Source organism: Hymenobacter piscis (assembly GCF_018760735.1).
Lineage (GTDB): Bacteria > Bacteroidota > Bacteroidia > Cytophagales > Hymenobacteraceae > Hymenobacter > Hymenobacter piscis.
Genome location: NZ_JAHHZN010000013.1, coordinates 19,432 through 42,652 on the forward strand (window position 1 = coordinate 19,432; position 23,221 = coordinate 42,652).

At 62.9% G+C, this 23,221-nt stretch carries 19 protein-coding genes; 12 read left to right on the top strand and 7 right to left on the bottom strand.

Annotated elements, in window-relative coordinates:
• Positions 1 to 4 precede the first annotated feature (4 nt).
• Positions 5 to 619, bottom strand: coding sequence for a recombination mediator RecR (gene recR / locus KLP40_RS13950; protein ID WP_215594441.1), 615 nt, complete (start codon positions 617 to 619; stop codon positions 5 to 7).
• 103 nt (positions 620 to 722) lie between these two features.
• Positions 723 to 1,004, bottom strand: coding sequence for an ATP-dependent Clp protease adaptor ClpS (locus KLP40_RS13955; protein WP_215594442.1), 282 nt, complete (start codon positions 1,002 to 1,004; stop codon positions 723 to 725).
• A 195-nt stretch (positions 1,005 to 1,199) separates the two neighbouring features.
• Between KLP40_RS13955 and KLP40_RS13960 the strand changes: the two genes are divergently transcribed.
• The 3 genes from KLP40_RS13960 to KLP40_RS13970 all read left to right on the top strand — a co-directional run bounded on the left by KLP40_RS13960 (position 1,200) and on the right by KLP40_RS13970 (position 4,956).
• On the top strand, positions 1,200 to 3,383 hold the full coding sequence (locus KLP40_RS13960; RefSeq protein ID WP_215594443.1) for a S9 family peptidase: 2,184 nt from the start codon (positions 1,200 to 1,202) through the stop codon (positions 3,381 to 3,383).
• A 220-nt stretch (positions 3,384 to 3,603) separates the two neighbouring features.
• Positions 3,604 to 4,161 carry a hypothetical protein gene (locus KLP40_RS13965; protein ID WP_215594444.1) on the top strand — a complete coding sequence of 186 codons (558 nt, stop codon included), beginning with the start codon at positions 3,604 to 3,606 and terminating at the stop codon, positions 4,159 to 4,161.
• An 18-nt stretch (positions 4,162 to 4,179) separates the two neighbouring features.
• The gene (locus KLP40_RS13970) at positions 4,180 to 4,956 is read left to right on the top strand and encodes a hypothetical protein (RefSeq protein WP_215594445.1); all 777 of its coding nucleotides are present in this window, start codon (positions 4,180 to 4,182) and stop codon (positions 4,954 to 4,956) included.
• Between the two features lie 82 nt (positions 4,957 to 5,038).
• Here KLP40_RS13970 and KLP40_RS13975 read toward each other — a convergent pair whose 3' ends face one another.
• Together KLP40_RS13975 and KLP40_RS13980 are read right to left on the bottom strand one after the other, a co-directional pair.
• On the bottom strand, positions 5,039 to 5,677 hold the full coding sequence (locus KLP40_RS13975) for a YceI family protein (RefSeq protein ID WP_215594446.1): 639 nt from the start codon (positions 5,675 to 5,677) through the stop codon (positions 5,039 to 5,041).
• Positions 5,678 to 5,724: 47 nt separating this feature from the next.
• On the bottom strand, positions 5,725 to 6,174 hold the full coding sequence (locus KLP40_RS13980) for a MarR family winged helix-turn-helix transcriptional regulator (RefSeq protein ID WP_215594447.1): 450 nt from the start codon (positions 6,172 to 6,174) through the stop codon (positions 5,725 to 5,727).
• Between the two features lie 204 nt (positions 6,175 to 6,378).
• Between KLP40_RS13980 and KLP40_RS13985 the strand changes: the two genes are divergently transcribed.
• Entirely contained in the window at positions 6,379 to 6,948 is a 570-nt protein-coding gene (locus KLP40_RS13985; protein WP_215594449.1) for a DUF6799 domain-containing protein, read from the top strand.
• A 134-nt stretch (positions 6,949 to 7,082) separates the two neighbouring features.
• Here the strand turns inward: KLP40_RS13985 and KLP40_RS13990 are convergent, their stop codons facing one another.
• Positions 7,083 to 8,108, bottom strand: a complete 1,026-nt coding sequence (locus KLP40_RS13990) for a dipeptide epimerase (protein WP_215594450.1) — start codon at positions 8,106 to 8,108, stop codon at positions 7,083 to 7,085.
• Positions 8,109 to 8,246: 138 nt separating this feature from the next.
• Between KLP40_RS13990 and KLP40_RS13995 the strand changes: the two genes are divergently transcribed.
• The 5 genes from KLP40_RS13995 to KLP40_RS14015 all read left to right on the top strand — a co-directional run bounded on the left by KLP40_RS13995 (position 8,247) and on the right by KLP40_RS14015 (position 15,827).
• Positions 8,247 to 9,671, top strand: a complete 1,425-nt coding sequence (locus KLP40_RS13995) for a dicarboxylate/amino acid:cation symporter (protein WP_215594451.1) — start codon at positions 8,247 to 8,249, stop codon at positions 9,669 to 9,671.
• 250 nt (positions 9,672 to 9,921) lie between these two features.
• Complete coding sequence (locus KLP40_RS14000; RefSeq protein ID WP_215594452.1) at positions 9,922 to 10,578, top strand: hypothetical protein; 657 nt, start codon at positions 9,922 to 9,924, stop codon at positions 10,576 to 10,578.
• 173 nt (positions 10,579 to 10,751) lie between these two features.
• Positions 10,752 to 12,395, top strand: a complete 1,644-nt coding sequence (locus KLP40_RS14005) for a CTP synthase (protein WP_215594453.1) — start codon at positions 10,752 to 10,754, stop codon at positions 12,393 to 12,395.
• 318 nt (positions 12,396 to 12,713) lie between these two features.
• The gene (gene yidC / locus KLP40_RS14010; RefSeq protein WP_215594454.1) at positions 12,714 to 14,609 is read left to right on the top strand and encodes a membrane protein insertase YidC; all 1,896 of its coding nucleotides are present in this window, start codon (positions 12,714 to 12,716) and stop codon (positions 14,607 to 14,609) included.
• A 141-nt stretch (positions 14,610 to 14,750) separates the two neighbouring features.
• Positions 14,751 to 15,827, top strand: coding sequence for a DUF6438 domain-containing protein (locus KLP40_RS14015; RefSeq protein WP_215594455.1), 1,077 nt, complete (start codon positions 14,751 to 14,753; stop codon positions 15,825 to 15,827).
• Between the two features lie 161 nt (positions 15,828 to 15,988).
• Here KLP40_RS14015 and KLP40_RS14020 read toward each other — a convergent pair whose 3' ends face one another.
• A complete protein-coding gene (locus tag KLP40_RS14020) occupies positions 15,989 to 16,738 on the bottom strand; it encodes a superoxide dismutase (RefSeq protein ID WP_317196776.1) in 750 nt (249 codons plus the stop codon).
• A gap of 201 nt (positions 16,739 to 16,939) precedes the next feature.
• Here KLP40_RS14020 and KLP40_RS14025 point away from each other — a divergent pair, with 201 nt between their 5' ends.
• Positions 16,940 to 18,175: a carboxypeptidase-like regulatory domain-containing protein gene (locus KLP40_RS14025; RefSeq protein WP_215594456.1), complete on the top strand. Its 1,236-nt coding sequence runs from the start codon at positions 16,940 to 16,942 to the stop codon at positions 18,173 to 18,175.
• 276 nt (positions 18,176 to 18,451) lie between these two features.
• Here the strand turns inward: KLP40_RS14025 and KLP40_RS14030 are convergent, their stop codons facing one another.
• Entirely contained in the window at positions 18,452 to 18,589 is a 138-nt protein-coding gene (locus KLP40_RS14030) for a hypothetical protein (protein WP_215594458.1), read from the bottom strand.
• A gap of 67 nt (positions 18,590 to 18,656) precedes the next feature.
• Between KLP40_RS14030 and KLP40_RS14035 the strand changes: the two genes are divergently transcribed.
• Together KLP40_RS14035 and KLP40_RS14040 are read left to right on the top strand one after the other, a co-directional pair.
• On the top strand, positions 18,657 to 19,736 hold the full coding sequence (locus KLP40_RS14035; protein ID WP_215594459.1) for an alkaline phosphatase D family protein: 1,080 nt from the start codon (positions 18,657 to 18,659) through the stop codon (positions 19,734 to 19,736).
• Between the two features lie 94 nt (positions 19,737 to 19,830).
• Positions 19,831 to 23,064, top strand: a complete 3,234-nt coding sequence (locus tag KLP40_RS14040) for a glycoside hydrolase family 3 N-terminal domain-containing protein (protein ID WP_246558855.1) — start codon at positions 19,831 to 19,833, stop codon at positions 23,062 to 23,064.
• The last annotated feature ends 157 nt before the right edge of the window (positions 23,065 to 23,221 follow it).

A 23,221-nucleotide genomic window follows, 5' to 3' on the forward strand; every position in this document is an offset into this window, starting at 1 on the left:
TCCCCTACCGCGCCTGGCGCTGGCGGTCCACGATGCTGCGGCCCAGGGTGATTTCATCGGCGTACTCCAGCTCCCCGCCCATGGGGATGCCGCGGGCGATGGTGCTCACGTGCAGCTCGGGCAGGTCGCGGAGCTTGCGGGAAAGGTAAAAGGCGGTGGTGTCGCCCTCCATGGTGGGGCTGATGGCCAGAATGACCTCCCGGATTTCGGAGCCCTCGCGGGTCACGCGCTCCACCAGCGAGTCGATGGTCAGGTCGCTGGGGCCGATGCCTTCGATGGGCGAAATCACGCCGCCCAGCACGTGGTACATGCCCTGGTACTGGGCCGTATTCTCGATGGCAATCACGTCGCGGATGTCCGACACCACGCAGACCGTGCTCTGGTCGCGCAGGTGGCTGGCGCAGATGGCGCACTCCGGCGTATCGGAAATGTTGTGGCAGGTGTCGCAGTAGCGGATTTCGAAGCGCATCTTGGCCAGCGCCTCGGCCAGCGAGGCGGTGGTATCGGTTTCGGCCTTGAGCAGGTGCAGGGCCAGCCGCAGGGCGGTCTTCTTCCCTACCCCCGGCAGCTTCGACAATTCGCCGACGGCGTTTTCAATCAACTTGGAAGGAAATTCCATGCAGGTTTAGTTGTTGGTTGTTAGTTGTTCGTTGTTCGTCTCAGGCAACGCATCGGTTTAGCGAAGCGAACTGACAACCAACAACTGGCCACTGACAACTAAATCAAAGGACGTCGGCCGAGATGCCGCGGTCGTGGATGGCGGTGCACATGCCGGATAGTTCGTCGTAGCTGCCATGTTTGACGGTACACTGGCCTTTATAGTGAATAAGGAGGGTGCACTGCTCAGCCTGTTCGGGCTGGTGGCCGCACACGTCGATGAGGGTTTTGATGACGTGGTCGAACGTGTTGTGGTCGTCGTTGTAGACGATCAGGTCGCGCAGGTCCGTGGTTTCTTCCAGGAGCAGAACGTCCTCGTCGTACTCGATTTGCGGGTTGCTGTTCATGGGGGCAAAAATACGAAAAAAACGGGCCGAAAGCGGATTGGCAGGGCCTTGGCAGCCGGGTATAACAGCCCGGTTGCCTGAATCGTTTCCGGGCCCCGAAAAGAATGGACAGAGTGCCGCCGGGTCCGCCCCCGGCGCGGTTTGCTCCCGAAATCCGCCGTAATTTCCGCCTTTCGAATGCTCCTTTTTTTCCCTATGCCCCACCTTCCCGCCTCCCGCCGCCTGCCCTGGCTGGCCCTGGTGCTGCTGCTGGCTTCCCGCCCCGCCCTGGCCCAGCAGCCCCGGCCGCTCACCATGGCCGACGCCTTCCTCAACCGCAGCCTCCAGCCCGAAAATCTGCGCCAGCTCACCTGGATTCCGGGTTCCCAGGACGAATACAGCTACCTGCGCACCACCGGCGGCCAGGACGAAGTGGTGCGCGGCACTGCCGGCGGCCCACTCAGGGCGGTGTTCACCCTCGGTGAGCTGAACCAGGCCCTGCAGGCCGCCGGCGCCCCCGCCGTGAAAGCCACCGCCTTCCCCACCCTCACCTGGGCCGACGCCCAAACCGCGCTGCTGACCCGCCTGAGCAAGGTGTACCGCGTGGATGCAGCCAGTAAGCAAGCCACGGCGCTTTTCGGCTACGACCCGGCCGCCGAAAACGTGGACCTCGACCCCACCCACGCCCGGGTGGCCTACACCAAGGCCCAGAACCTGTACGTATCAATGGCCGGGCGCGAGAACGAAGCCGTGACCACCGAAACCAACCCGGGCATCGTGAACGGGCAAGCCGCCCACCGCTCGGAGTTCGGCATCACGAAGGGCACGTTCTGGGGCCCCACGGGTGCCAAGCTGGCCTTCTACCGCATGGACCAGACGATGGTAACGGACTACCCGCTGGTGGACCTGACCGAAACGCCGGCCCGCGAGAAAGCTTTCAAGTACCCGATGGCCGGCGACACCAGCCACCAGGTGACGCTGGGCGTGTACGACCTGAGCACCCGTCAAACCGTGTTTCTGCAAACCGGGGAGCCCCGGGAGCAGTACCTGACCAACCTGAGCTGGAGCCCCGACGAGAAGCGCATCTACCTGGCCGTACTCAACCGGGGCCAGAACCACCTGCGCTTCAATGAGTACGACGCCACCACCGGCGCCTTTATCAAAACGCTGTTCGAGGAGAAGTCCGACAAGGACTTTGTGGAGCCCCTGCACGCGGCCCAGTTCGTGCCCGGCCACTCCGACCAGTTTCTCTGGCGCAGTCAGCGCGACGGGTACGAGCATATTTACCTGTATAACACCAGCGGCCGGCTGCTGCGCCAGCTCACCAAAGGCGCCTGGCAGGTGACGGACGTGCTGGGCTTCGCCAACAACGACCGGGAAGTGGTGTTCCAGAGCACGGCAGCCAGCCCCTTGCAGCGGCGCATTTATGCCGTGAAGCTCAGTGGCGGCAACGTGCGCGACCTCACGCCCACGGCCGGCACCCACGCGGCCACCCTGAGCCCTTCCGGTAAACAGTTGCTCGACATGTTCAGCAACGCCACCACGCCCCGCGTAATTCAGGTGGTGGATGTGGCCAAGAGCACCGTGCGCCAAACCCTGCTCACGGCCCCCAACCCGCTGGCCGGCTACCAGCTCGGCGAAACGAAAATCGTAACCATCAAGGCCGCCGACGGCACTACCGACCTCTACGGCCGCCTCATTACCCCGCCCGGCTTCGACCCCGGCAAGCAATACCCCACGGTGGTGTACCTCTACGGCGGGCCGCACGTGCAGCTCGTTACGGATTCCTGGCTGAGCGGCTCCAACCTCTGGATGCAGCTCATGGCCCAGAAGGGCTACGTCATGTTTACCATTGACTCGCGCGGGTCGGGCAACCGGGGCTCGGCCTTCGAGCGGGCCACGTTCCGCCAGCTCGGCACGGTGGAGATGCAGGACCAGCTTCGGGGCGTAGACTACCTCAAAAGCCTGCCCTACGTGGACCAGAACCGCCTGGGCGTGCACGGCTGGAGCTTCGGCGGCTTCATGACGACTACGCTCATGACCCGTAGCCCCGGCACGTTCAAGGTGGGCGTGGGCGGCGGCCCGGTTATCGACTGGCGCCTGTACGAAATCATGTACACGGAGCGCTACATGGATTCGCCCCAGGAAAACCCCGAGGGCTACCAAACGGCCAACCTGCTCAACTACGTGGATAAGCTGCAGGGCAAGCTTCTGCTCATCCACGGCACCGTGGACGACGTAGTGGTGTGGCAGCACAGCCTCAACTACCTCAAAACCGCCGTCGACAAGGGCATTCAGCTCGACTACTTCGTCTACCCCGGCCACCCCCACAACGTCGGCGGCAAGGACCGCGTCCACCTCTACCAGAAAATCACCGACTACTTCGACGACAAGCTGTAGTTGAATTAGGTGGATGGCTGGATGGGAGAATTGCTCGAACGGTTGAATTGTCATCCTGAGCAGAGCGAAGGACCTTATCACGCTTGAACGGTTACGGCAACGACTGGTAATGACGTAATAAGATCCTTCGCTCTGCTCAGGATGACCGTTCTTTCTGACCGTTTACTCATCCACCCATCCAAAAATTCAATACTCCACCCATCCACCCATCCCGCCCCTCATGCCCGTCCCGTCCGCCGAATTCAAACGCGCCCTCAAGAAGCTCTCCGACAAGGAAAAGGAAGCCCTGCTGCTGCGCGCGGCCCGCCGCGACGCCGAGCTCTACGACACGCTCTGCTACGAGCTGCTGCCCGACGTGACCACGGAAACCGTGTTCGAGCAGGTCTCCGACCAGATTCATGAGCTGTTTGCGGTGGGTGCTACGGGCCGGTTACTCAACCGCAGCCTCACCAAGGCCCTGAGCAAAGCCACCAAGGAAGTAGCCCGGGCCCGCCGCATTACCAAGGACAAGCGTCTGGAAATCGACCTGAACCTGTACGCGCTGCGCCATATTTTCGAGAACTACACCGGGCAGTTTGAGAGCGTGTACGCGGGCTTCTACACGGCCACGGCCCGGCTGGCGGCCCGTACCGCCCAGCTCGTGCTCAAAAACCTGCACGAAGACCTGCGCCTGGAGTACAAGGCCGACCTCGATGACTTCCTGACCCAGCTCCACGCCCGCAGTAAAAGCCGCACTCTCAAGTTTGAGCTGCCCCGGGAATTGGAGCTGCCGGATTAGTGACTTTATTGCGGAATAATGCGCGCTATGCTCCTCCTGCCCCGCTTTCTGCCCGCCGCGGTGGTGGCTGCAACCTTTGTGGCCTGCTCGCCTGACGGTACCTCGCCCCCCGCCACCGCTCCGGCATCCCAAACTCGGCCTGATTCCGCCGCCCTGCACCGGGCCGCTCAACAGTTTCGGGTGCACTACAACTCGCCCGTCAACCTCGACAGCACTTCTTTTTATTACGTGCCCGTTTCAGTGGTGCCTCAGGAGAAAGCCGACCGGAGCCGGGTACTCAGCAGCTCCTTCGACAGCTACGATGAGCAGTCTGACGGCATTGAAGGTACTTGCTACAATGTGCTCTTCTTTCAGAAAGAAACCGGCCAGCAGCACGCGCTGCTACCGCACGGGCGCTTTACGGTGCAGGAAATAGATGCTGCCCCCGAGCCCGGCGCGCGCTGGCCTTACGTATTTTACCGCATCATCAAAGCCGACACGAACCACGACGGCAGCCAGGACACGGACGACGCCAGCGCCCTGTTCGTTTCTGACCGTAGCGGCCGGCATGTACGCCAGCTCACGCCTGATGACGCCCAGTTAGGCAACCGGCTTATTTTACCCAAAACCAGTCTGCTGCTGGTCCAGGTTCGGCCCGATACCAACCACGACGGGCAGTTCACCCACGCCGATGGCCCGTACTGGCTGCGCTTCAATCTGCGGGACCTGCGCACCCCACCCGTCCGCCAGCCCGACCCGGCCCTCACCGAAGCGATGCAGCAACAGATGCTACTTCGCCAAAGCCGGGTAAAATAAACTTACTAAAACGCCAAAAAGCCTCCGCAACAACTGTTGCGGAGGCTTTCTGCTGCCCGAAGCAGGAACTCAAAGCCCGGAATTACTTCTTGGCGATGATATTGAAGCTGAGCGTGAACTCATCCATGATGGCTTTGTCGCCGATGCTTTCGAAGAACGACTTGGAGCCGTACTTGATGTCGAACTTGGTGCGGTCGATGGTGGCTACGCCGGAGGCCGAGGCCACGCCGCCCTTCACGCCCACTTTGGCCGGGAAGCTGATTTTCTGGGTGATGCCCTTGATGGTCAGGTCGCCGGTTACGGTGGCGTTGTTGCCGTTGGCGTCGCCCTTGAGGGGAGTTACACTCGTGATTTTGAACGTGGACGTGGCGTTCTTATCGATGCTGAAGAAATCCTCCGAGCGCAGGTGGCCCACCAGCTTGGCGTTGTATTCCTGCTCCTTGATGTCTTCTACTTTCAGCGAGTTCATGTCCACCGTGAAGGTGCCGCCCACGATCTGGCTGCCGCGCACGAGCACGTCGCCGTCCTTGAACTGCATGGTGCCGTTGTGCTGGCCGGTTACTTTCTTACCCACCCAGCCCAGAGTGCTCAGCTGGGGCTGAAGCGCGTAGCTGGTGGAGGCCGCTTTGGAAGAGCCGGGAGTTACTTTTTTCTGGGCCGAAGCCGGGGCGGCGGCCAGCAGGGAGGCGGCCAGCAGGGCCGGCAGGAAGAACTTTTTCATGCGTAAAAAACGAGGGGTGAAAAGCAAAACAGTGACTGAAACAACCGTCAGTCGCGGATTTTATCGAGCAGATAGCTCAATTGGGCAGCTTCCTCAGCCGTTAGATTCTGTAGGCCGAGCTGGTAGTGCTGCATGAGCTCATCGAGGTGGCTCAGCAGCCCCAGCCCGGCCGCCGTAATGCGGATATCCACGGCGCGGCGGTTGCTGGGGCATACCGTGCGGGTGACCAGGGCCTTGGTTTCCAGCTTGTCCACAATGCGCGAGGCGTTGCTGGTTTTGTCGAGCATGCGCTCAATCAGTAGGTTGACTGTGGCCGGCTTCGGGTGCTGGCCCCGCAGAATGCGCAGAATGTTAAACTGCGGCAACGTGAGGCCATGTTCCTTAAAGAAAGCACTCTGCTGCTGCTGGAGCCAGCCCGCGGTGAACATTAGGTTGATGTGGGCTTTCTGGAAATCGTCCTTGAAGGCCGACTGCTTGATTTCGTCTTCAATTCTCATGTGTTGCATGGATGACCGGAACGCGCTGCAAATATATGTACATACATTTAATGTCGCAACACAGTTCAGGGAAATTTTGTAAAAATAGAAGAAGTCGGCGGGTCATCCCGGGACTGGCAATTATAATGCCGCCTCAACGCGGCCCGTCATCTGCCGTAAGCAACCTCATCATCTCCCTCTAATTCCCTCTAACTGCTCACTCCCATGAAAAAAACGCTCCTGCTGCTCGTGCTCCTGAGTCTGGGCGCCGCCCCGGCCGTGCTGGCCCAGACCGCCAACGTGGCCGGCCCGGTCGAAACGGCTCCTTCCGACCGGTTTATGCTCCAGAACGGCGAAGTGGTGCTGGTGAATGGCAAGCGCCCCACCCCACTCACTAAGAACGTACTGCTTTCCAACGGCACCAAAATCAATTACAAAAGCGGCATTGTGGAGCTGCCCGGCGGCAAAATCACCACCCTCAAGGAGGGCGACTACGTGCGGCCCAACGGCGACATCGTGTTTGGTACGCCCGCCAGCGCCGCCCAGGCCCGGGGCGACAACTCGGTGCCCGCCACGGCCCAGTTCAACACCTACGTAGACCCGCGTCCGGCCCCGGCTACTCCTCTGGCTATGGAAACCCGCCTGACGGAGATGAATACCAAAATCAGCCTGATGGCGGAGAAGATCCAGTTGCTCAACCAGAAAATCAGCTTACTCAGCACCGCCGGCCAGTCGAAACCCGATACGTCGGCCCTGGATCAGCAGATTCAGGCCATTGATGCCAAGCTGAAGTAGGTCTGGCCTACCACCCGCCCAAAGAACTGTCATCGTGAGCAGCGCGAAGGACCTTGTCACGTTAGCACGAGCCGTTGTTACGGGGCCGTTGCAGCGCAATAAGACCCTTCGCGCCGCTCAGGATGACAGTTCTTTTACAGTTCTTTTTGGCCTCCCTCACTTCCCGTCAGAAAACCGGCTTCCTCGCGGACCAGCCCGAACGGTTCGTCGCGGACGATGAGGAAGCCGTCGAGGTCACAGACGTCGGCCAGGGAGCTGACTTGCAGGGCCGACCAGATGCCAAGCGAGGTTTCGACCATGCAGCCGAGCATGGTTTGCAGGCCGTGAGTGCGGGTCTCGCGCAGCATGCGCAGGCCGTTCAGGTAGCCGCCGGCCTTCATCAGCTTCATGTTCACGCCGTCGAACTGTCGGGCAATGTCGGCAAAATCGGCGTCGTCGGTTACTGATTCGTCGGCGAAAACGGGGCAGCCCAGCTGGCCCTTGAGGGCGCGGTAATCGGCGGCGCAGGCGGCCGGCAGGGGTTGCTCCAGCAGGCGCACCCGCAGGCCGGGTAGGTGCCGGATTTGCTCCAAGCTGTGGTGGAGGCTGTCGGCGTCGGCCCAGGCTTCGTTGCCATCGATGATGAGCGGGTGGCCGGGCCGCAGGCGGGTGACTTCGCGGAGCAAATCCAGCGCCCCTTCGCGGTTCACCTTGATTTTGAGCAGCGGAAACCGCCCCAGGCCCTGCTCCCGCACGAAAGCGGCCACCGCACCCACTTCCATAATGGGCAACGATACCGCCGTCGGCACCGGCCCGATGGGTGGAGCCACGCCCAGCCAGGCGGCCACGCCCTGCCCCGCCCGGGCCGCCTCCCGGTGCACAAACGCCGATTCCAGCGCAAACCGCAGCGCCGGGGCAGGCAGGTTTCGGGCCAGGAATTCCGTCAGCTCGGCCAGGGTTTCGCAGGCGCCCAGCCCGGCTGTGACCAGGGCAGCAAACTCAGTTTGCAGGCGCTCGGGGGTTTCGTGGTACCGGATGTTGGGAGCGGCCTCGCCCCGGCCCTGGTAGCCGCCGCCGGCCACTTCCACCAGCAGGTTGGTTTTGTGGGCGGAGGCGTTGCGGGCAATTTTCCAGGTGAAGCGCAACGGCAGCCGCAGGGGCGTGAGCGTCCAGGTGAGCATGGGCGGGCGGAACCAGAGAAGCGAAGGATTTCGGGCAACAGGGGCCGAAGCTAGTGGTTGGGGCGCGTTTCTCCGTGCCAATCGGGCTATATTTGTCCGAACCCCACTCCTTTTCTCTCGCCCTTAGTTCTGCCGCGCATGAAGTTTTCGCGACTCTCGCTTCTTGTTCTCCTGCTGTTCGTGCTGGCGGCCGCCGCCACGGTGCTGGCCGCCCGTACCCCGCCCCTGCTCGACCCAACGGTGGCCCTGGTCCTGCGCTGGCTGTTCCTGGCCGCCCTGGCCTGGATGGCCGTTAAGCGCCGCTCCCTCACCTTCTGGATTGTGGTGAGCATGTTTGTGGGAGCCGAGCTGGGCAACGACTACCCGGCCCTGGCCGTGAACCTGAAAGTGCTCAGCGACATTTTCCTGCGCCTCGTCAAGACCATTATTGCGCCGCTGGTTTTTGCCACCCTGGTCGTGGGCATTGCCGGCCACGCCGACCTCAAGCAGGTGGGCCGCATGGGCATCAAGGCCCTGGTGTACTTTGAAATCGTGACCACGTTTGCCCTCTTCATCGGGCTGGCGGCCATCAACCTGTCGAAGGCCGGCATGGGCATCAACCGCAGCGGCATTGCCGCCGATACCGAGCAGCTCCAGACCGTGGAGCAGAGCACCAGCGACATTATCCTGCACATCTTCCCCGAAAACATTGCCAAATCGGTAGCCAACGGCGAGGTGCTGCAAGTGGTGGTGTTTGCCATCATCTTCGCCATCGGCCTGGCCATGGTGCACCAGAAGCACCGCCAGCCCCTGCTCACGGTAACCGAAAGCCTGTCGGAGGTGATGTTCAAGTTCACCAACGTGGTGATGTACTTCGCCCCCATCGGGGTGGGCGGGGCCATTGCCTACACGGTGGGCAAAATGGGCTTCGCGCCGCTGCTTAACGCGTTTCAGCTGCTGCTCACGCTCTACGCCGCCCTTATTGCCTTCGTGCTGCTGGTGCTGCTGCCGGTGGCCCTCATTGCCCGCCTGCCCATTAAGCGCATCGTGACGGCCATTGCCGAGCCGGTGAGCATTGCCTTCGCCACCACCTCCTCGGAAGCCGCCCTGCCCCGGGCCATGGAAGCCATGGAAAGCGTGGGCGTGCCGCGCCGTATTGTGGCCTTCGTAATGCCCACGGGCTACTCCTTCAACCTCGACGGCACCACGCTCTACCTTTCCCTGGCGGCCGTGTTCGTGGCCCAGGCGGCAGGCGTGGAGCTGACGCTGGGCCAGCAGCTCGTGATGGTGTTCACGCTCATGCTCACCAGCAAGGGCGTGGCCGGCGTACCCCGCGCTTCGCTCGTGATTCTGCTGGCTACGGTGGCCTCGTTCAACCTGCCGGCCTGGCCCGTATTCATTATTCTGGGCATTGATGCGCTCATGGACATGGCCCGCACGGCCGTGAACGTGGCCGGCAACTGCCTGGCCTCGGCCGTAGTAGCCCGCTGGGAAGGCGAGTTCATCGACGACTACGTGGCCCCCGACCCCGTCATCGACCTGGCGGAAACCGACAGTGCCCTGGCGGCCCGGCCGATGCACTGATTCAACGCGTTTCTTCACTTATTCAACATTCCCGTCCGGCTCATTCTGAGTTGGACGGGAATTTTTTTTGGTGGCTGCTGTTAGTCCAGGAGTCGTTGCAGTTTCTCTATATACAATCCAATAAATATCATTTTATTACAATTTTTCTCGTATTTCTGCAACGCGCTTCCCCCGGCTTTCCCGTACTTTTGAAAGCTGGGGGTTTTCTTCTGATTTCAGCCTGACTACCAGCCTCTGACGAACCGCCATTATGCCGCAGCCCTACCGTTTTGCCTTGCTGATTTTGTGCGCCAGCCTGACGCTGAACGCCTGTAAATCGACGGAAAAGGCCGTTTTTCGGACTATCCGTTCCAACAACTCGGTGGCCCTGGGTCGGCTGCCCAACCTGGAGCCCGTGCTGGAAGCCGGCCCGCTGACGGTTTCTTCCGAAGACGGCTACCCCGACGACGCGGTGAAGGCCTTCCGCCAGGAGTTGTCGTACCACCTGGCCGAGCCCCGCGAAGACTCGGTACGCTACGGTTACGCCAAGCTGCTGGTTATTCAGGGTGAGCAGCAGCGCACCGGCCACTTTTTCCAGGCGATTCAGATGCTGACCCTGATGACGCCCAGCCTGCTGGCCCTGCCCCTGGAGTGGTATCGCACCCGCGTGAAGGCCGAAATGCAGATTATCAACGCCCGGGGCGAGGTAATTGGCTCCTACGTGGGCGAGGGCCGCAGCAAGGTGCGCGTGGCCATGTACCACGGCTACGGCCAGGGCAAAGCCGCCCGCCTCGCCGATATTCAGGGCCTGCGTCTGGCCCTCGACCAGATTCGCCCCCAGCTCGATGCCGATGCCGACACCCTGCGCACGCAGCTGCTTTCTACCGGCCCCGTGGAAGAGGTGATCGGGGTTTCGCTGGGTCACTAGGTCCGGTTGCCCGTTTTCTGGCCCCGGTTTCCGGTCCGGCCGACTGCCCTGGTGCGCAGTCGGCCGGACTTTTTAGTTGGGGGCGGCGCCGAAATTATGTAGGCTTCATACACCGAAAAATATCCTGTGCAACGGTAGCCGCCCGCGGATAACGCCTAACTTTGTTTCCCGTTATGCCAGACCGAAATTCCACTTCCGCGGCTGCAACGGCCAAGTACATTTTTGTAACGGGCGGCGTTACTTCCTCGCTGGGCAAAGGCATCATTTCGGCCTCCCTGGCCAAATTGCTGCAAGCCCGCGGCTTCCGGGTCACCATCCAGAAGTTCGACCCCTACATCAACATCGACCCCGGCACGCTCAACCCCTACGAGCACGGCGAATGTTACGTGACCGACGACGGGGCCGAAACCGACCTCGACCTGGGCCACTACGAGCGGTTCCTGAACGTGCCCACCTCCCAGGCCAACAACGTGACCACCGGCCGCATCTACGACCACGTGATTACCAAGGAGCGCGAGGGCGCCTACCTGGGCAAAACCGTGCAGGTCGTGCCCCATATCACCGACGAAATCAAGCGGCGCATGCTGCTGCTGGGCCAAACGGGCCAGTTCGACGTGGTGATTACCGAAATCGGGGGCTCGATTGGCGACATTGAAAGCCTGCCCTTCGTGGAATCGGTGCGGCAGCTGCGCTGGGAGCTGCCCGAGAACAGCTCCCTCGTGATTCACCTCACGCTGCTCCCCTACCTGAAGGCCGCCGGGGAGCTCAAAACCAAGCCCACCCAGCACTCGGTGCGCGATTTGCGCAGCGCCGGCCTCCAGCCCGATATTCTGGTGTGCCGCTCCGAGCACCCGATTCCGGCCGAGATGCGCCGCAAAATCGCGCTCTTCTGCAACGTGAACATCAACTCCGTTATCGAGAGCCTCGACGCCGACAGCATCTACTCGGTGCCGCTGCTCATGCTCAAGGAACACCTCGATGAGCGCGTGATCAAGAAGCTCAAGCTGGGGGGCGGGGCTGCCCAGCCCGATCTGGAAGCCTGGAAGGACTTTCTGGGTCGGCTCAAAAACCCCACCGAGGAAGTCACGATTGCGCTGGTAGGCAAGTACGTGGAGCTGCCCGACGCCTACAAGTCCATCATCGAGTCGTTCATTCACGCCGGGGCTCAGAACGAGTGCAAGGTCACGGTGCGCAGCATTCAGAGCGACCACCTGACGGCCGAGAACGTGGCCCAGCAGCTCCACGGCGTGCACGGCGTGCTGGTAGCGCCGGGCTTTGGCGAGCGGGGTTTCGAGGGCAAGATTGCCGCCGTGCAGTACGTGCGCGAAAACAACATCCCCTTCTTCGGCATCTGCCTGGGTATGCAGGTGGCAGTAGTCGAGTTCGGGCGCAACGTGCTGGGCTTGTCCCAGGCCTCGTCTACGGAAATGGACCCGAACACGCCCGAGCCCGTTATTGCCATGATGGAGGGCCAGAAGGACATTACCCAGAAGGGCGGCACCATGCGCCTGGGCGCCTACGACTGCGAACTGCGCCGGGGCTCAAAGGCCGCCAAGGCCTACGGCCGCAACCACATCAGCGAGCGGCACCGCCACCGCTACGAGTTCAACAACGACTACCTGGAGCGCTACGAGCAGGCCGGCATGGTGGCCTCGGGCCGCAACCCCGAAACCGGCCTGGTGGAAGTAGTGGAGCTGCCCAACCACCCCTGGTTCGTGGCCGGCCAGTTCCACCCCGAGCTAAAAAGCACCGTTCAGAATCCCCATCCGCTGTTCGTGCGCTTCGTGAAAGCCGCCATCCAGTACCGGAAGGGGTAATCGGGGGTTAGAAGGAACGTCATTCCGAGCGGAGCCAAGGAATCTCGCGTGCTGATGTTGCCAAAGTAACTCTACTTATAAGAGCTGCCAGGCCTAACGTCAGCACGCGAGATTCCTCGGCTTCGCTCGGAATGACGTTCTGTTTACGGCCGCTTTTCTTCGACTTTTCGGCCCGCTTTCCAGCAAAAAACGGCCGGCCGGAAAATATTCGGCCGACAAACCCGACCTTTGCGGTTGGGTGGCTGGTTTCCGAGCTGGCGGCCCGGTTTTGTATTTCCCGTCCGGGCCGTTGTGGTGCGGGCACACTCTACTTACTAAATGGACAGAAATTCAGCAATTGGCCTGTTTTTGATGGCGGCCTTGCTTCTGATTTACCTTCAGTTCGCGCCCAAACCCACGCCCGAGTCGGCTGACCCGGCCAAAACCACGGCGGCGGCCAAGGCCTCGGCCAACACGCCGGGAGCCGCCCCCGCCGCGCCGGACTCGGTGGCCTTGGCCCGGCAGCTGGGCTCGTTTGCCGCTGCAGCCCAGGGCACGGCCCAGACTATGGAGCTGAAAAACGACCTGCTGACGGTGTCTTTCTCCTCGAAGGGCGGCCAGGTACAGGCCGTGCGCCTGCACAAGTTCAAAACCTTCTTCGGCCAGCCCCTCGATATTTTCGATGCCCAGAGCGCGAAAATTGACACCCGCTTCCGCACCACCGACGGCCGCCAGGTGAAGCTCTCGGACCTCTACTTCCGGGCCGAGCCCCAGGGCACCGAAGCCCTGCGCTTCGTGGCCGACGTGGCCGGCGGCCAGATTGAGCAGCGCTACTCGCTGGCGCCCGGCTCCTACGAGGTGGGCTACCAGCTGCGCTTCAACGGCCTGAACCAGACCCTGGCCCAGGAGGCACTCACGTTTACGTTCGTGGACAACGTGCGCCAGACCGAGCAGGACCGCAAGCAGAACCGTAACCACACGGCCATCAACCGATACCTCGTATCGGGCGACCACACGGTTCTGTTCGAGGCCAGCGAGAGCCCGGAGGAAATAACGGTGGAAGAACCCCTGAAGTGGGCCGCCCACAAGCACAACTTTTTCATTGCCGGCATCATTGCCGATAACGCCTTCAGCTCGGGCCAGCTTAACTCCTCGGTTGACCTCAACGACTCGACCTACCTCAAGACGCTGAGCAGCACGCTCAAGATTCCGGTGACGGATGTGCAGCAGGGCAAAGCCAACTTCCGCTTCTACTTCGGGCCGAATTCCCTGGATCTGCTTAAAACAGTAGCGCCCGAATTCGACCGTAACGTGAACCTGGGCTGGGGCCTGTTCCGCTGGGTGAACCGCTTCGTGGTGCTGCCCGTGTTCCACTTCCTGGAGCAGTTCATCAGCTCCTACGGCCTGATTATCGTGCTGCTGGTGGTGCTCATCAAGCTCGTGACCTGGCCCCTGACCTACAAAACGTACGAGAGTCAGGCCAAGATGAAGGTGCTCAAGCCCGAGCTCGACGCCATCAAGGCCAAGTACCCCGACGACCAGGTGAAGCAGCAGCAGGAAACGATGAAGCTCAACCAGAGCATGGGCGTGAACCCGCTCAGCGGCTGCGTGCCCACCCTGCTCACGCTCCCGATCCTGTTTGCCATGTTCCAGTTCTTCCCCAACGCCATTGAGCTGCGCCAGGAGCCCTTCCTGTGGGCCCGGGACCTGAGCACGTACGACGAGTTTCTCAAGCTGCCCTTCGAGCTGCCTTTCCTGGGCTCCCACATCAGCATGTTTACCGTGCTCATGACGCTCTCGACCCTGGCCATGACGTACCAGAGTAACCAGAGCAACCCCTCGGCCATGCAGGGCCCGATGAAGTTCTACAGCTACCTGATGCCGCTGATTTTCTTCTTCGTGCTCAACAGCTTCGCCGCTGGTCTGACCTGGTACTACCTGGTTTCGAACCTGGTGACGATGGCCCAGCAGGCCATTACCCGCCGCTTCGTGGACGACGACAAGGTGCGGGCCAAGCTCGAAGCCAACAAGGTGAAGAACAAGGACAAGAAGCCCAGTGGCTTCTCGGCCCGCCTCGCCGACGCCATGAAAGCTGCCCAGGAGCGCGAAGCCCAGGCCAAAGGCGCCCCCCGCGTCGCCCGTACCGACTCCGATGCGGCCGACCTCGACGAAGAACCCGGCACCGGTGCCGCCGATATTTCGCCGAAGAAGCCACGCAAAACGCGCCGTTCGTAACTTTTCCAGAATTTCGGGAACTTTTAGCCCCGCTGCCGGACCGGCAGCGGGGCTTTTTGCTGGTTCTGGCACCAAGTTTGGCAATCGGGAATTCGCTATATAGCGAACCGGTTTCTCCCATCTCTCCTTTTCGTTCCTTCCATGCGCGCTGCCTTATTTCCCGCATTCGTACTGTTACTGGGGCTAAGCGCCCTGCCAGCCTGCACGGTGAACTACTACGTCCCCGCCGCCACTGAGGGGGGCGTCACGTACTCGGAGCCCCAGCGCTACCGCCGTCCGCCCCGGGGCCGCTGGCAGCCGGCTCCCGGTCCGGTTACGTACGCGCCGGGCCAGTATCCGCCGGCCCCGCAGCCGGCCCCCACCACGCCGGCCCCGGGACCCGGCCGGCCGCCCTACACTCCTCCGCCGGCCCCGGGGCCCGGCCGTCAGCCCCCGGTACCCGCCCCGGGCCGTCAGCCCCATACTCCTCCACCCGTTCCTGGTCCGACCAAGCAGGCACCAGTTCCCGCTCCCGGCCCGACGAAGCAGCCCCCAGTGCCCGCCCCGCCCCGCCAAACGCCCCGTACGCCTGCACCTACCCGGGTTCCGGTTCCCGCGCCCCAACCTACTCCTACTCCTACTCCGCAACCGGCTCCTGCTCCGCAACAGCCACGCCACCCAATCCCGCAACCGGCTCCTGCTCCAGAACGTCAGCCGGCCCCGGAGCAGCCCCGCCAACCCGTTCCGGCTCCTGCTCCAGAGCGGGAGCCAGTCCCCCAGCCCACGCCGAAAACGCCTCCCGTGCGCCTGCCCGAACCCGTGGAAACACCGGATGGACCTTCGGTTCCGGCGGGGCAGCTGGCCCGGCCGACCCTGATCTTCAGCCGCACCCCCTGCCTGGGTAAGTGCCCCAGCTACACGGCCCGGGTATACGCCGATGGACGGGTGGAGTACGAAGGATTTCGCTACGCCCCGGTAGAAGGCAGGCGCCAGCTGACGATGAGTCCGGCCGTGGTGCAGGATTTTCTGCGGGAAGCGGAGCAGATCGGGTTTCGGCAGCTTCCGGACAGCTACTCCAGCGGCGCCTCCGACATGCCGGCCACCGTACTGAGCATCACCACGGCCCAGGGCACCAAGCAGGTGCGGGTAGAGGAAAACGCGCCTCAGCCGCTCCAGCACCTGTTCGCCCTCATCGACAAGCACCTGCTGAGCGCCCTCAACCAGGCCGGAGATATGTAAGTTGATGATTAAGCTGTTGGCTGATAGCCAACAGCCAACAGCCGAAGCACTACCTTTCCGGGGAAATACAAAAGCCCTGCGCGCGAAAACAGCTTGTTCTCACGCGCAGGGCTTTTGTATTTGCTTCCCGGTAACAGCCAGCAGCCAGCAGCCAAAAAAAGCTAGCCTTTGCGGGCTTCGTCGTAGCGGCTGTTGGCTTCCGACCAGTTGACCACGCTCCAGAACTCCTTGATGTAGTCGGGGCGCTTGTTCTGGTGCTTGAGGTAGTAGGCGTGCTCCCACACGTCGAGGCCGAGCACGGGGATGCCGCGCTGCATGCCGGGCAGATCCATCAGCGGGTTGTCCTGGTTGGGGGTGGAGGTGACCATGAGCTTGCCGGATTTCTTATCCACTATCAGCCAAGCCCAGCCGGAGCCAAACCGGCCGCTGGCGGCTTTAGTGAATTCCTCGCTGAACTTATCGAAGGAGCCGAAGTCCTTGGTGATGGCTGTGGCGAGGTTGCCGGTGGGCTGGCCGCCGCCCTTGGGAGCCATAATCTGCCAGAAAAAGGAGTGGTTCCAGTGGCCGCCGGCGTTGTTGCGGATGGCCTCGGGCTGCTTGTTCATGGAGGCCAGCAGCTGGGCGAGGCTCATTTTCTCGGCCGGCGTGCCCATTACGGCCGCGTTGAGCTTACTCACGTAGCCTTTGTGGTGGGCATCGTGGTGAATTTCCATGGTGCGCGCGTCGATGTGCGGCTCCAGGGCATTGAAGGCGTAGGGCAGGTCGGGCAGCGTGAACGGGCCATCGGCCATGGGCGTGGCGCGGGCTTCACGGAGCAGTTTTTCTTCGTGGGCCGCGGCCAGCACGGCGGGGCTTACCAAAGCGCCCACCACGGTGAGCAGGCTGTTTTTCAGGAAATCGCGCTTCAGCATGATTGTAGAAAGGAAAGGAAAGTGAAAGGACAGTGGGGCCCGGCAACGGCCGCGCCCCGGCGGCCAAGGTAGGACTACTTACCCGGATTGGGGGCGGTCTGTTGCATTTCGGGTGTACTTTTGTGGGGAAGGGCACGGTTTTAGAACGGCCCCGCGTTAGGTTACCTGATCCTGTCTGCTCTTTTTTTGCTGCTCTTGCTTATGCCCGTTTTCCGCCCGATTTCCCGATTAGCTTCCCCGGCCCGCCTTCTCGGGCTGCTGCTACTGCTGCTGACCGTGGCCCACTTCAGCCAGGCCCAGGTGCAGCTGCGCGGCGTAGTCCGCGACAAGGATACCCAGGAGGTGCTGCCCTTCGCCAGCGTGGCCGTGCCCGGCACCACCAACGGCACCACCACCAACCTGGAGGGCGAGTTCAGCCTGGTGGTAGCCGCCCTGCCCGTGACGCTGCAGATTTCCGAGTTGGGCCACGTGAAGGATACCCTGCGCGTGACTACCACCGCCCCGCTCAACATTGAGCTGGCTTCGGCCACGGTAGCCCTGCCCGAGGTGAAAGTGGCCAGCTTCCCCTATCAGATGGTGGACCGGGCCTTCCGCACCCTGCAAAGCAACTACCGCCGCACCTACTACGGCCGGGCCTTCTACCGCCAGATTACCCGCATCGACGACCAGCCCACCGAGCTGCAGGAAGTGGTCTGGAACGTGAAGTCGAACCCGGCGCGGATTCTGGGCACCACCCTGGCCCAGGGCCGCTACGCCGCCGTGCAGGCCCCCATCAACCTCAACAACTTCTCGGTTTACACCCGCAAGTACGGCCTCTTCGACCCGCGCCAGGACAGCACCACCTCCCTGGCCCTGATGAGCCCCAACGTGGAAAAGAATTACCTGCTCGAGCTCAAGGGCATCGTGGGGGAGGACTCCACGGGCGGAGTGGCCGAAATCACCTTCGAAACCCGCCCCGAAGTGAGCTACCGCGCCCAGGGCACCGTCTGGATTGACATCGAAACCAACCAGATTGTGCGCTACCGGGTGGTGCAGCCCAGCTTCACGGGCAGCACCAACAACCCCAAGCAGAAATTCGACAACGCCCGGCTGGCCATTGAAATGTCGTTCAAAACCGACGAGAAATCCCCGGTGGCGCCGCTGGAGCTGATGAAGATGGACCTGACCACCGACCTGACGGAGCCCGGCAAGCAGCCGCTGGCCATCAAGGTGTCGTCGTTTACCTATTTCTACAACCAGAGCACCACGCCCCAGCGCCTGGCCTACGCCGCCGCCAGCCTTTCCGACCGCGACCTGCAGGCCATCAAGGCCCTGCCCTACGACCCCGAGTTCTGGGCCAATAACCCCGTCGTGAAGCGTACCCCCGCCGAGGATGAGGTGGTAGCCGCCTTCGAGAAAAAAGGCGCCTTCGGCTCGATGGTGAAGAAGAAGCGGTAATTGGGGTGATGGGGTGAGGAGGTGATGGGGTGAGGAGGTGATGGGGTGAGGAGGTGATGGGGTGAGGAGGTGATGGGGTGAGGAGGTGATGGGGTGAGGAGGGGTATGGGAACTGTCATCCTGAGCGGAGCGAAGGACCTTATCACGCTGCAATGAGTTGTTGATACGATTTATCGTTCTCAGGTGGTAAGATCCTTCGCTCTGCTCAGGATGACAGTTCCCATACCCCTCCTCACCCCATCACCTCCTCACCCCATCACCTTCTTACCTCCTTCCCTAACTAAACCAGACTACCACCGCCAGCAGTATCAGGCCGGCGAGGAAGGCGCAGCCCAGGCCCAGGCCGATACCCTTGAGCAGGCGGGCGTCGTTGTCGGTGATGTGGGGCGGGCGGGAATTGGGGGAGTCGGGCATGCTGGTGTAACCGGGAGAGCTCCAAAAAGATGCCGCAACCGAAAGCTGGCGGTGGCATCTTTGCGCCATGAAAACAACTTCGCTCTGCGTGCTGCTGGCCCTGGCGCTGGCCGCCTGCACACCTTCCACCCAGCTTACCCAGCCGCCCGAAGCCGCCGCCGCCCAGGCGCACCCCAAGCAGGCGCGCCCCGAGCAGGCGGGCCCTACGCAGGAGCTGCGCCTGGCTTTCGGCTCCTGCAATCGCCACGACCTGCCCCAGCCCCTCTGGGACGACATTGCCCGCGCCCAGCCCGACGTGTGGATCTGGCTGGGCGACAACATCTACGGCGACTCCGACGACCCCCAGGTGCTGCAAGCCAAGTACACGGCCCAGTTTAATCACCCCGGCTACCGCCACCTGCGCGAGCAGGGCACCCGCGTTATCGGAACCTGGGACGACCACGATTACGGCCGCAACGATGGCGACAAAAACTACCCCTTCAAAGCCCAGAACCAGCAGCTGGCCCTCGATTTTCTGGAGGAGCCGGCCGATAGTCCGCGCCGCCGCCAGGAAGGTATTTATGCCGCCTACGAATACCGGGTGGGCACCAAAAAGGTGAAGGTTATCTTGCTCGACGACCGGTATTTTCAGGACCCGGTTCACCGCGACGCCCAGCTGGTGTACCAGCCCAACCCCACCGGCGACGTGCTGGGCGAGGCCCAGTGGCAGTGGCTGCGCACGCAGCTGCTGAATTCCGACGCCGACGCCCACCTCATCGGCTCGGGCATTCAGTTTCTGCCCACCCAGCACCGTTTCGAGAAATGGGCCAACTTCCCGGCCGCCCGCCGGCGCTTCCTGGACCTGCTCACTGAAACCCATCCCAAGGGCACGCTGCTCATCAGCGGCGACCGGCACATCGGGGAAGTGTCGCGGCTGGCGGTGCCGGGGCTGGCCGGGCCGGTGGTCGAAATCACCTCCAGCGGCCTCACCCACCCCGCCACCCAGAACACTGCCGAAGCCAACGACCTGCGCATCAGCGCCCTCATCAACCAGAAGCACTACGGCCTGTTTCGCTTTCAGGACCAGGACGGGCAGTTGCGGGTAGTGGCCTACCTGCGCGGCGACGAGGGCCAGGTGTTCTACGAGCAAACCTGGCGCCTTGAGTAAGACAAGCCGACGGTACGACGGCAACCGGGGCCTGCATGGCGGTGCCAGCCGTGGAAACCCTACATTAGCCTCTTCACTACTCGTCCTGCACACCTTGTCTTTTTCCCGCTTTCTTCCGTTTCTGTGGCTGCTGGCCCTGCTGCTGAGCGGCGCTGATGCCTCGGCCCAGCGCCGCCGCAAAACCAGCCCCCGCTCCCCCGTCCGTACCCGTACCGCAGCCCGCCGCGCACCTGCCAGCAAACCCCGTTCTGTGGTGCCGGTTCGTCGGGTAGCACCGACACCTACAAATGCACCCGTACGGTTCGGTCCTCCAAAGCCCATTCTGCACGAAGAAATCATCCGCAAGCCGACCACCAGCCGCAACCAGCCGGTGCCGTTTGCCGGCCCGCTGGCCCAGTCCCGGTGGGTCGATTCGGTGATGGCCACGCTCACGCCCGACCAGCGGGTGGCCCAGCTGTTCATGGTGGCCGCCTACTCCAACCGCACCCGCGTGGATGAGGATTCGGTGTCGGCCCTGATTCAGCAGTACGGCATCGGGGGACTGATTTTCTTTCAGGGCGGGCCCGTGCGCCAGAGCCGGTTGCTCAACCGCTACCAAAGCCAGAGCCGGGTGCCGCTGCTGGTAGCCATGGATGGCGAGTGGGGCGTGGGCATGCGCCTGGACAGCGTAGTACGTTTCCCCTTCCAGATGAGCCTGGGCGGGCTGCGCGACAACGCCCTGCTCTACCAGATGGGCCAGGAAGTGGCCGGCCAGTTCAGGCGGCTGGGTATGCACGTCAATTTTGCCCCGGTGGCCGACGTGAACAACAACGCCCAGAACCCGGTCATCGGCTTCCGCAGCTGGGGCGAAAACCGGGAGAACGTGACCGAAAAGAGCTACCAGTACATGAAGGGCATGCAGGACGCGGGCGTGCTGGCCGTGGCCAAGCACTTCCCCGGCCACGGCGACACCGACGTGGACTCCCACCTGGCCCTGCCCCTGCTGCGCGTGGACCGGCAGCGGCTCGATACGCTGGAGCTGTTCCCGTTTAAAAGCCTGATCCGGCGCGGGCTGGGCGGCATGATGGTGGCCCACCTCAACATTCCGGCCCTCGACACCACCGGCGTACCTTCTACTCTCTCCCAACCCATCATTGAGGGGCTGCTGCGCCAGCAGCTGGGCTTTGAGGGCATCATCTTCACCGACGCCATGAACATGAAGGGCGTCATCTCGAAGTACCCGCCCGGCGAGGCCGATTTGCGGGCCGTGCTGGCCGGCAACGACATCCTGGAGTTCAGCAAGAACATCCCGCTGGCCCTGCGCCTGATTCGGGAGGCCATCAACCAGGACCGTATTTCCCAGGCCGAAATTGACCGCCGCTGCCGCAAGGTGCTGGCCCTGAAGCAGTGGTCGGGCCTGAACCACTACCGCCCCATCGAGCTGAACAACCTGGTGGCCGACCTCAACACGCCCCACGCCCAGTTTCTGAGCCGCCAGCTCACGGAGCAGAGCCTCACGGTGCTGCGCAATCAGCGTACCCTGCTGCCCCTGCAGCGCCTCGATACGCTGCGCCTGGCCACGCTCACCCTGGGCACCACCGATACCACCTATTTTCAGCGCCGGGTGGCCGATTACGCGCCTGTCCGCCACTTCTGGCTGCCCGCCGCGCCTTCTTTGGATGAGCTCACGCGGATGCGCGAGGCGCTCCGGCCCTACAACATGGTACTGGTGGGCGTCAGCAACCTGGGCCGCCAGCCCGCCACCAGCTTCGGCGTAACGCCCGAAATGAACGTGCTGCTGCGCGAGCTGGGCGGCCCGGGCCAGCAGCTGGTCGTGACGGTATTCGGGACGGCCTACGCCGTGGACCGCCTGCGCGATTTGAGCCGGGCCGAGGCCGTGGTGCTGGCCTACCAGGAAAGCCAGAACGCCCAGGAGGTGGCCGCCGAGGTGATTTTCGGGGGCGTTTCGGCCTGCGGGCACCTGCCGGTGGCGGCCTCGGGCCGCTACGGCTACGGGCTGGGCCTGCCCACCCAGGGCGGCATCCGGCTGCGCTACAGCTTCCCCGAGGCCGTGGGCATGAACAACAACCTGGAAAGCCGCATCGATTCGGTGATGAACCGGGCCCTGGCGGCCGGGGCCTTCCCGGGCGCCCAGGTCCTGATTGCCCGCCGGGGCACGGTGGTGCTGCGCAAGAGCTACGGCCGCCAGACCTACGGCCCAAAGGCCCGCCCCGTGCGCCCCGACGACTTGTACGATCTGGCCTCGCTCACCAAAGTCAGCGCCGCGCTGCCGGCCCTCATGAAGCTCCAGGACCAGGGCAACTTCTCGCCCGACCTGACCCTGGGCCAGCTGCTGCCGGCCCTGCAGGGCACCAACAAGCAGGACCTGAAGCTGCGCGACGTGCTCACCCACCAGGCCCGCCTCAAGGCCTGGATTCCGTTCTGGAAGAATTACACCAAGCCCCGGGGCTTCTTCAACGCGCTATTCGGCCAGAGCCCGCCGGCCAGCGCGGTATCGGCCACCCAGCCCGCGGAGCTGAGCCGCCGCTATTTCCGGCCCGATTCGTCAGCGCGGTTTCCGCTGCGGGCCGCCACCGGCCTGTGGGCCCGCCAGGATTTCCCCGACCTCATCTTCAAAGCCATTGCCGAGTCGCCGCTCCATGAGAAGCCGGGCTACGTGTACTCCGATCTGTCGTTCATTCTCTACCCGCGCTTCGTGCAGGCAGCCAGCGGCCAGCCCCTCGATGAGTTCGTGACCCGGGAGTTCTACCGGCCCCTGGGGGCCACCACCCTCGGCTACCGCCCCACCCGCCGTTTCCCGCTGCGCCGCATCGTGCCCACTGAGTACGACTCGCTGTTCCGCCACCAATTGCTGTATGGCACCGTGGATGACGAGGGCGCGGCCCTGCTCGGGGGCCTGTCGGGCCACGCGGGCCTGTTCGGCTCGGCCAACGACCTGGCCAAGCTCGTGCAGCTCTACGCCTGGAACGGGCAGTACGGCGGCCAGCAGCTACTCAAAGCCGAAACCCTGCAAGAGTACACCCGCTGCCAGTTTTGCCCCGATAACCGCCGCGCCCTGGGCTTCGATAGGCCCGCCGCCAACCCCAGCGTGAATTCGGCCCGGAGCGCCTCCCCGGCCAGCTACGGCCACACGGGTTTCACGGGTACCATGTTCTGGGTGGAGCCCCAGGAGGAGCTGATCTGCATTGTGCTCACCAACCGCGTGCATCCTACCCGCCGCAACAATAAGATTTCCAGTCTGAACGTGCGCACCGACGTGTTGCAGGTGGCCCTGGAAAGCATACTGCGCCGGCGGCAGCTGGAGGTGGAAACTACGGTGGAGGAATAGTAATCAGATGCGGCTGAACCGCCCAATGGCGGAATCAGCTCAGCGCAAGGGAAGTAGAGTGGCCTAACCTGCTCTGCTTCCCTTATTTTTTTATACATTTTCTCCGCCTACTCACCCCTTTCCTCCTTCCCTGGCACCCTTCCGACTGCCCCACCTA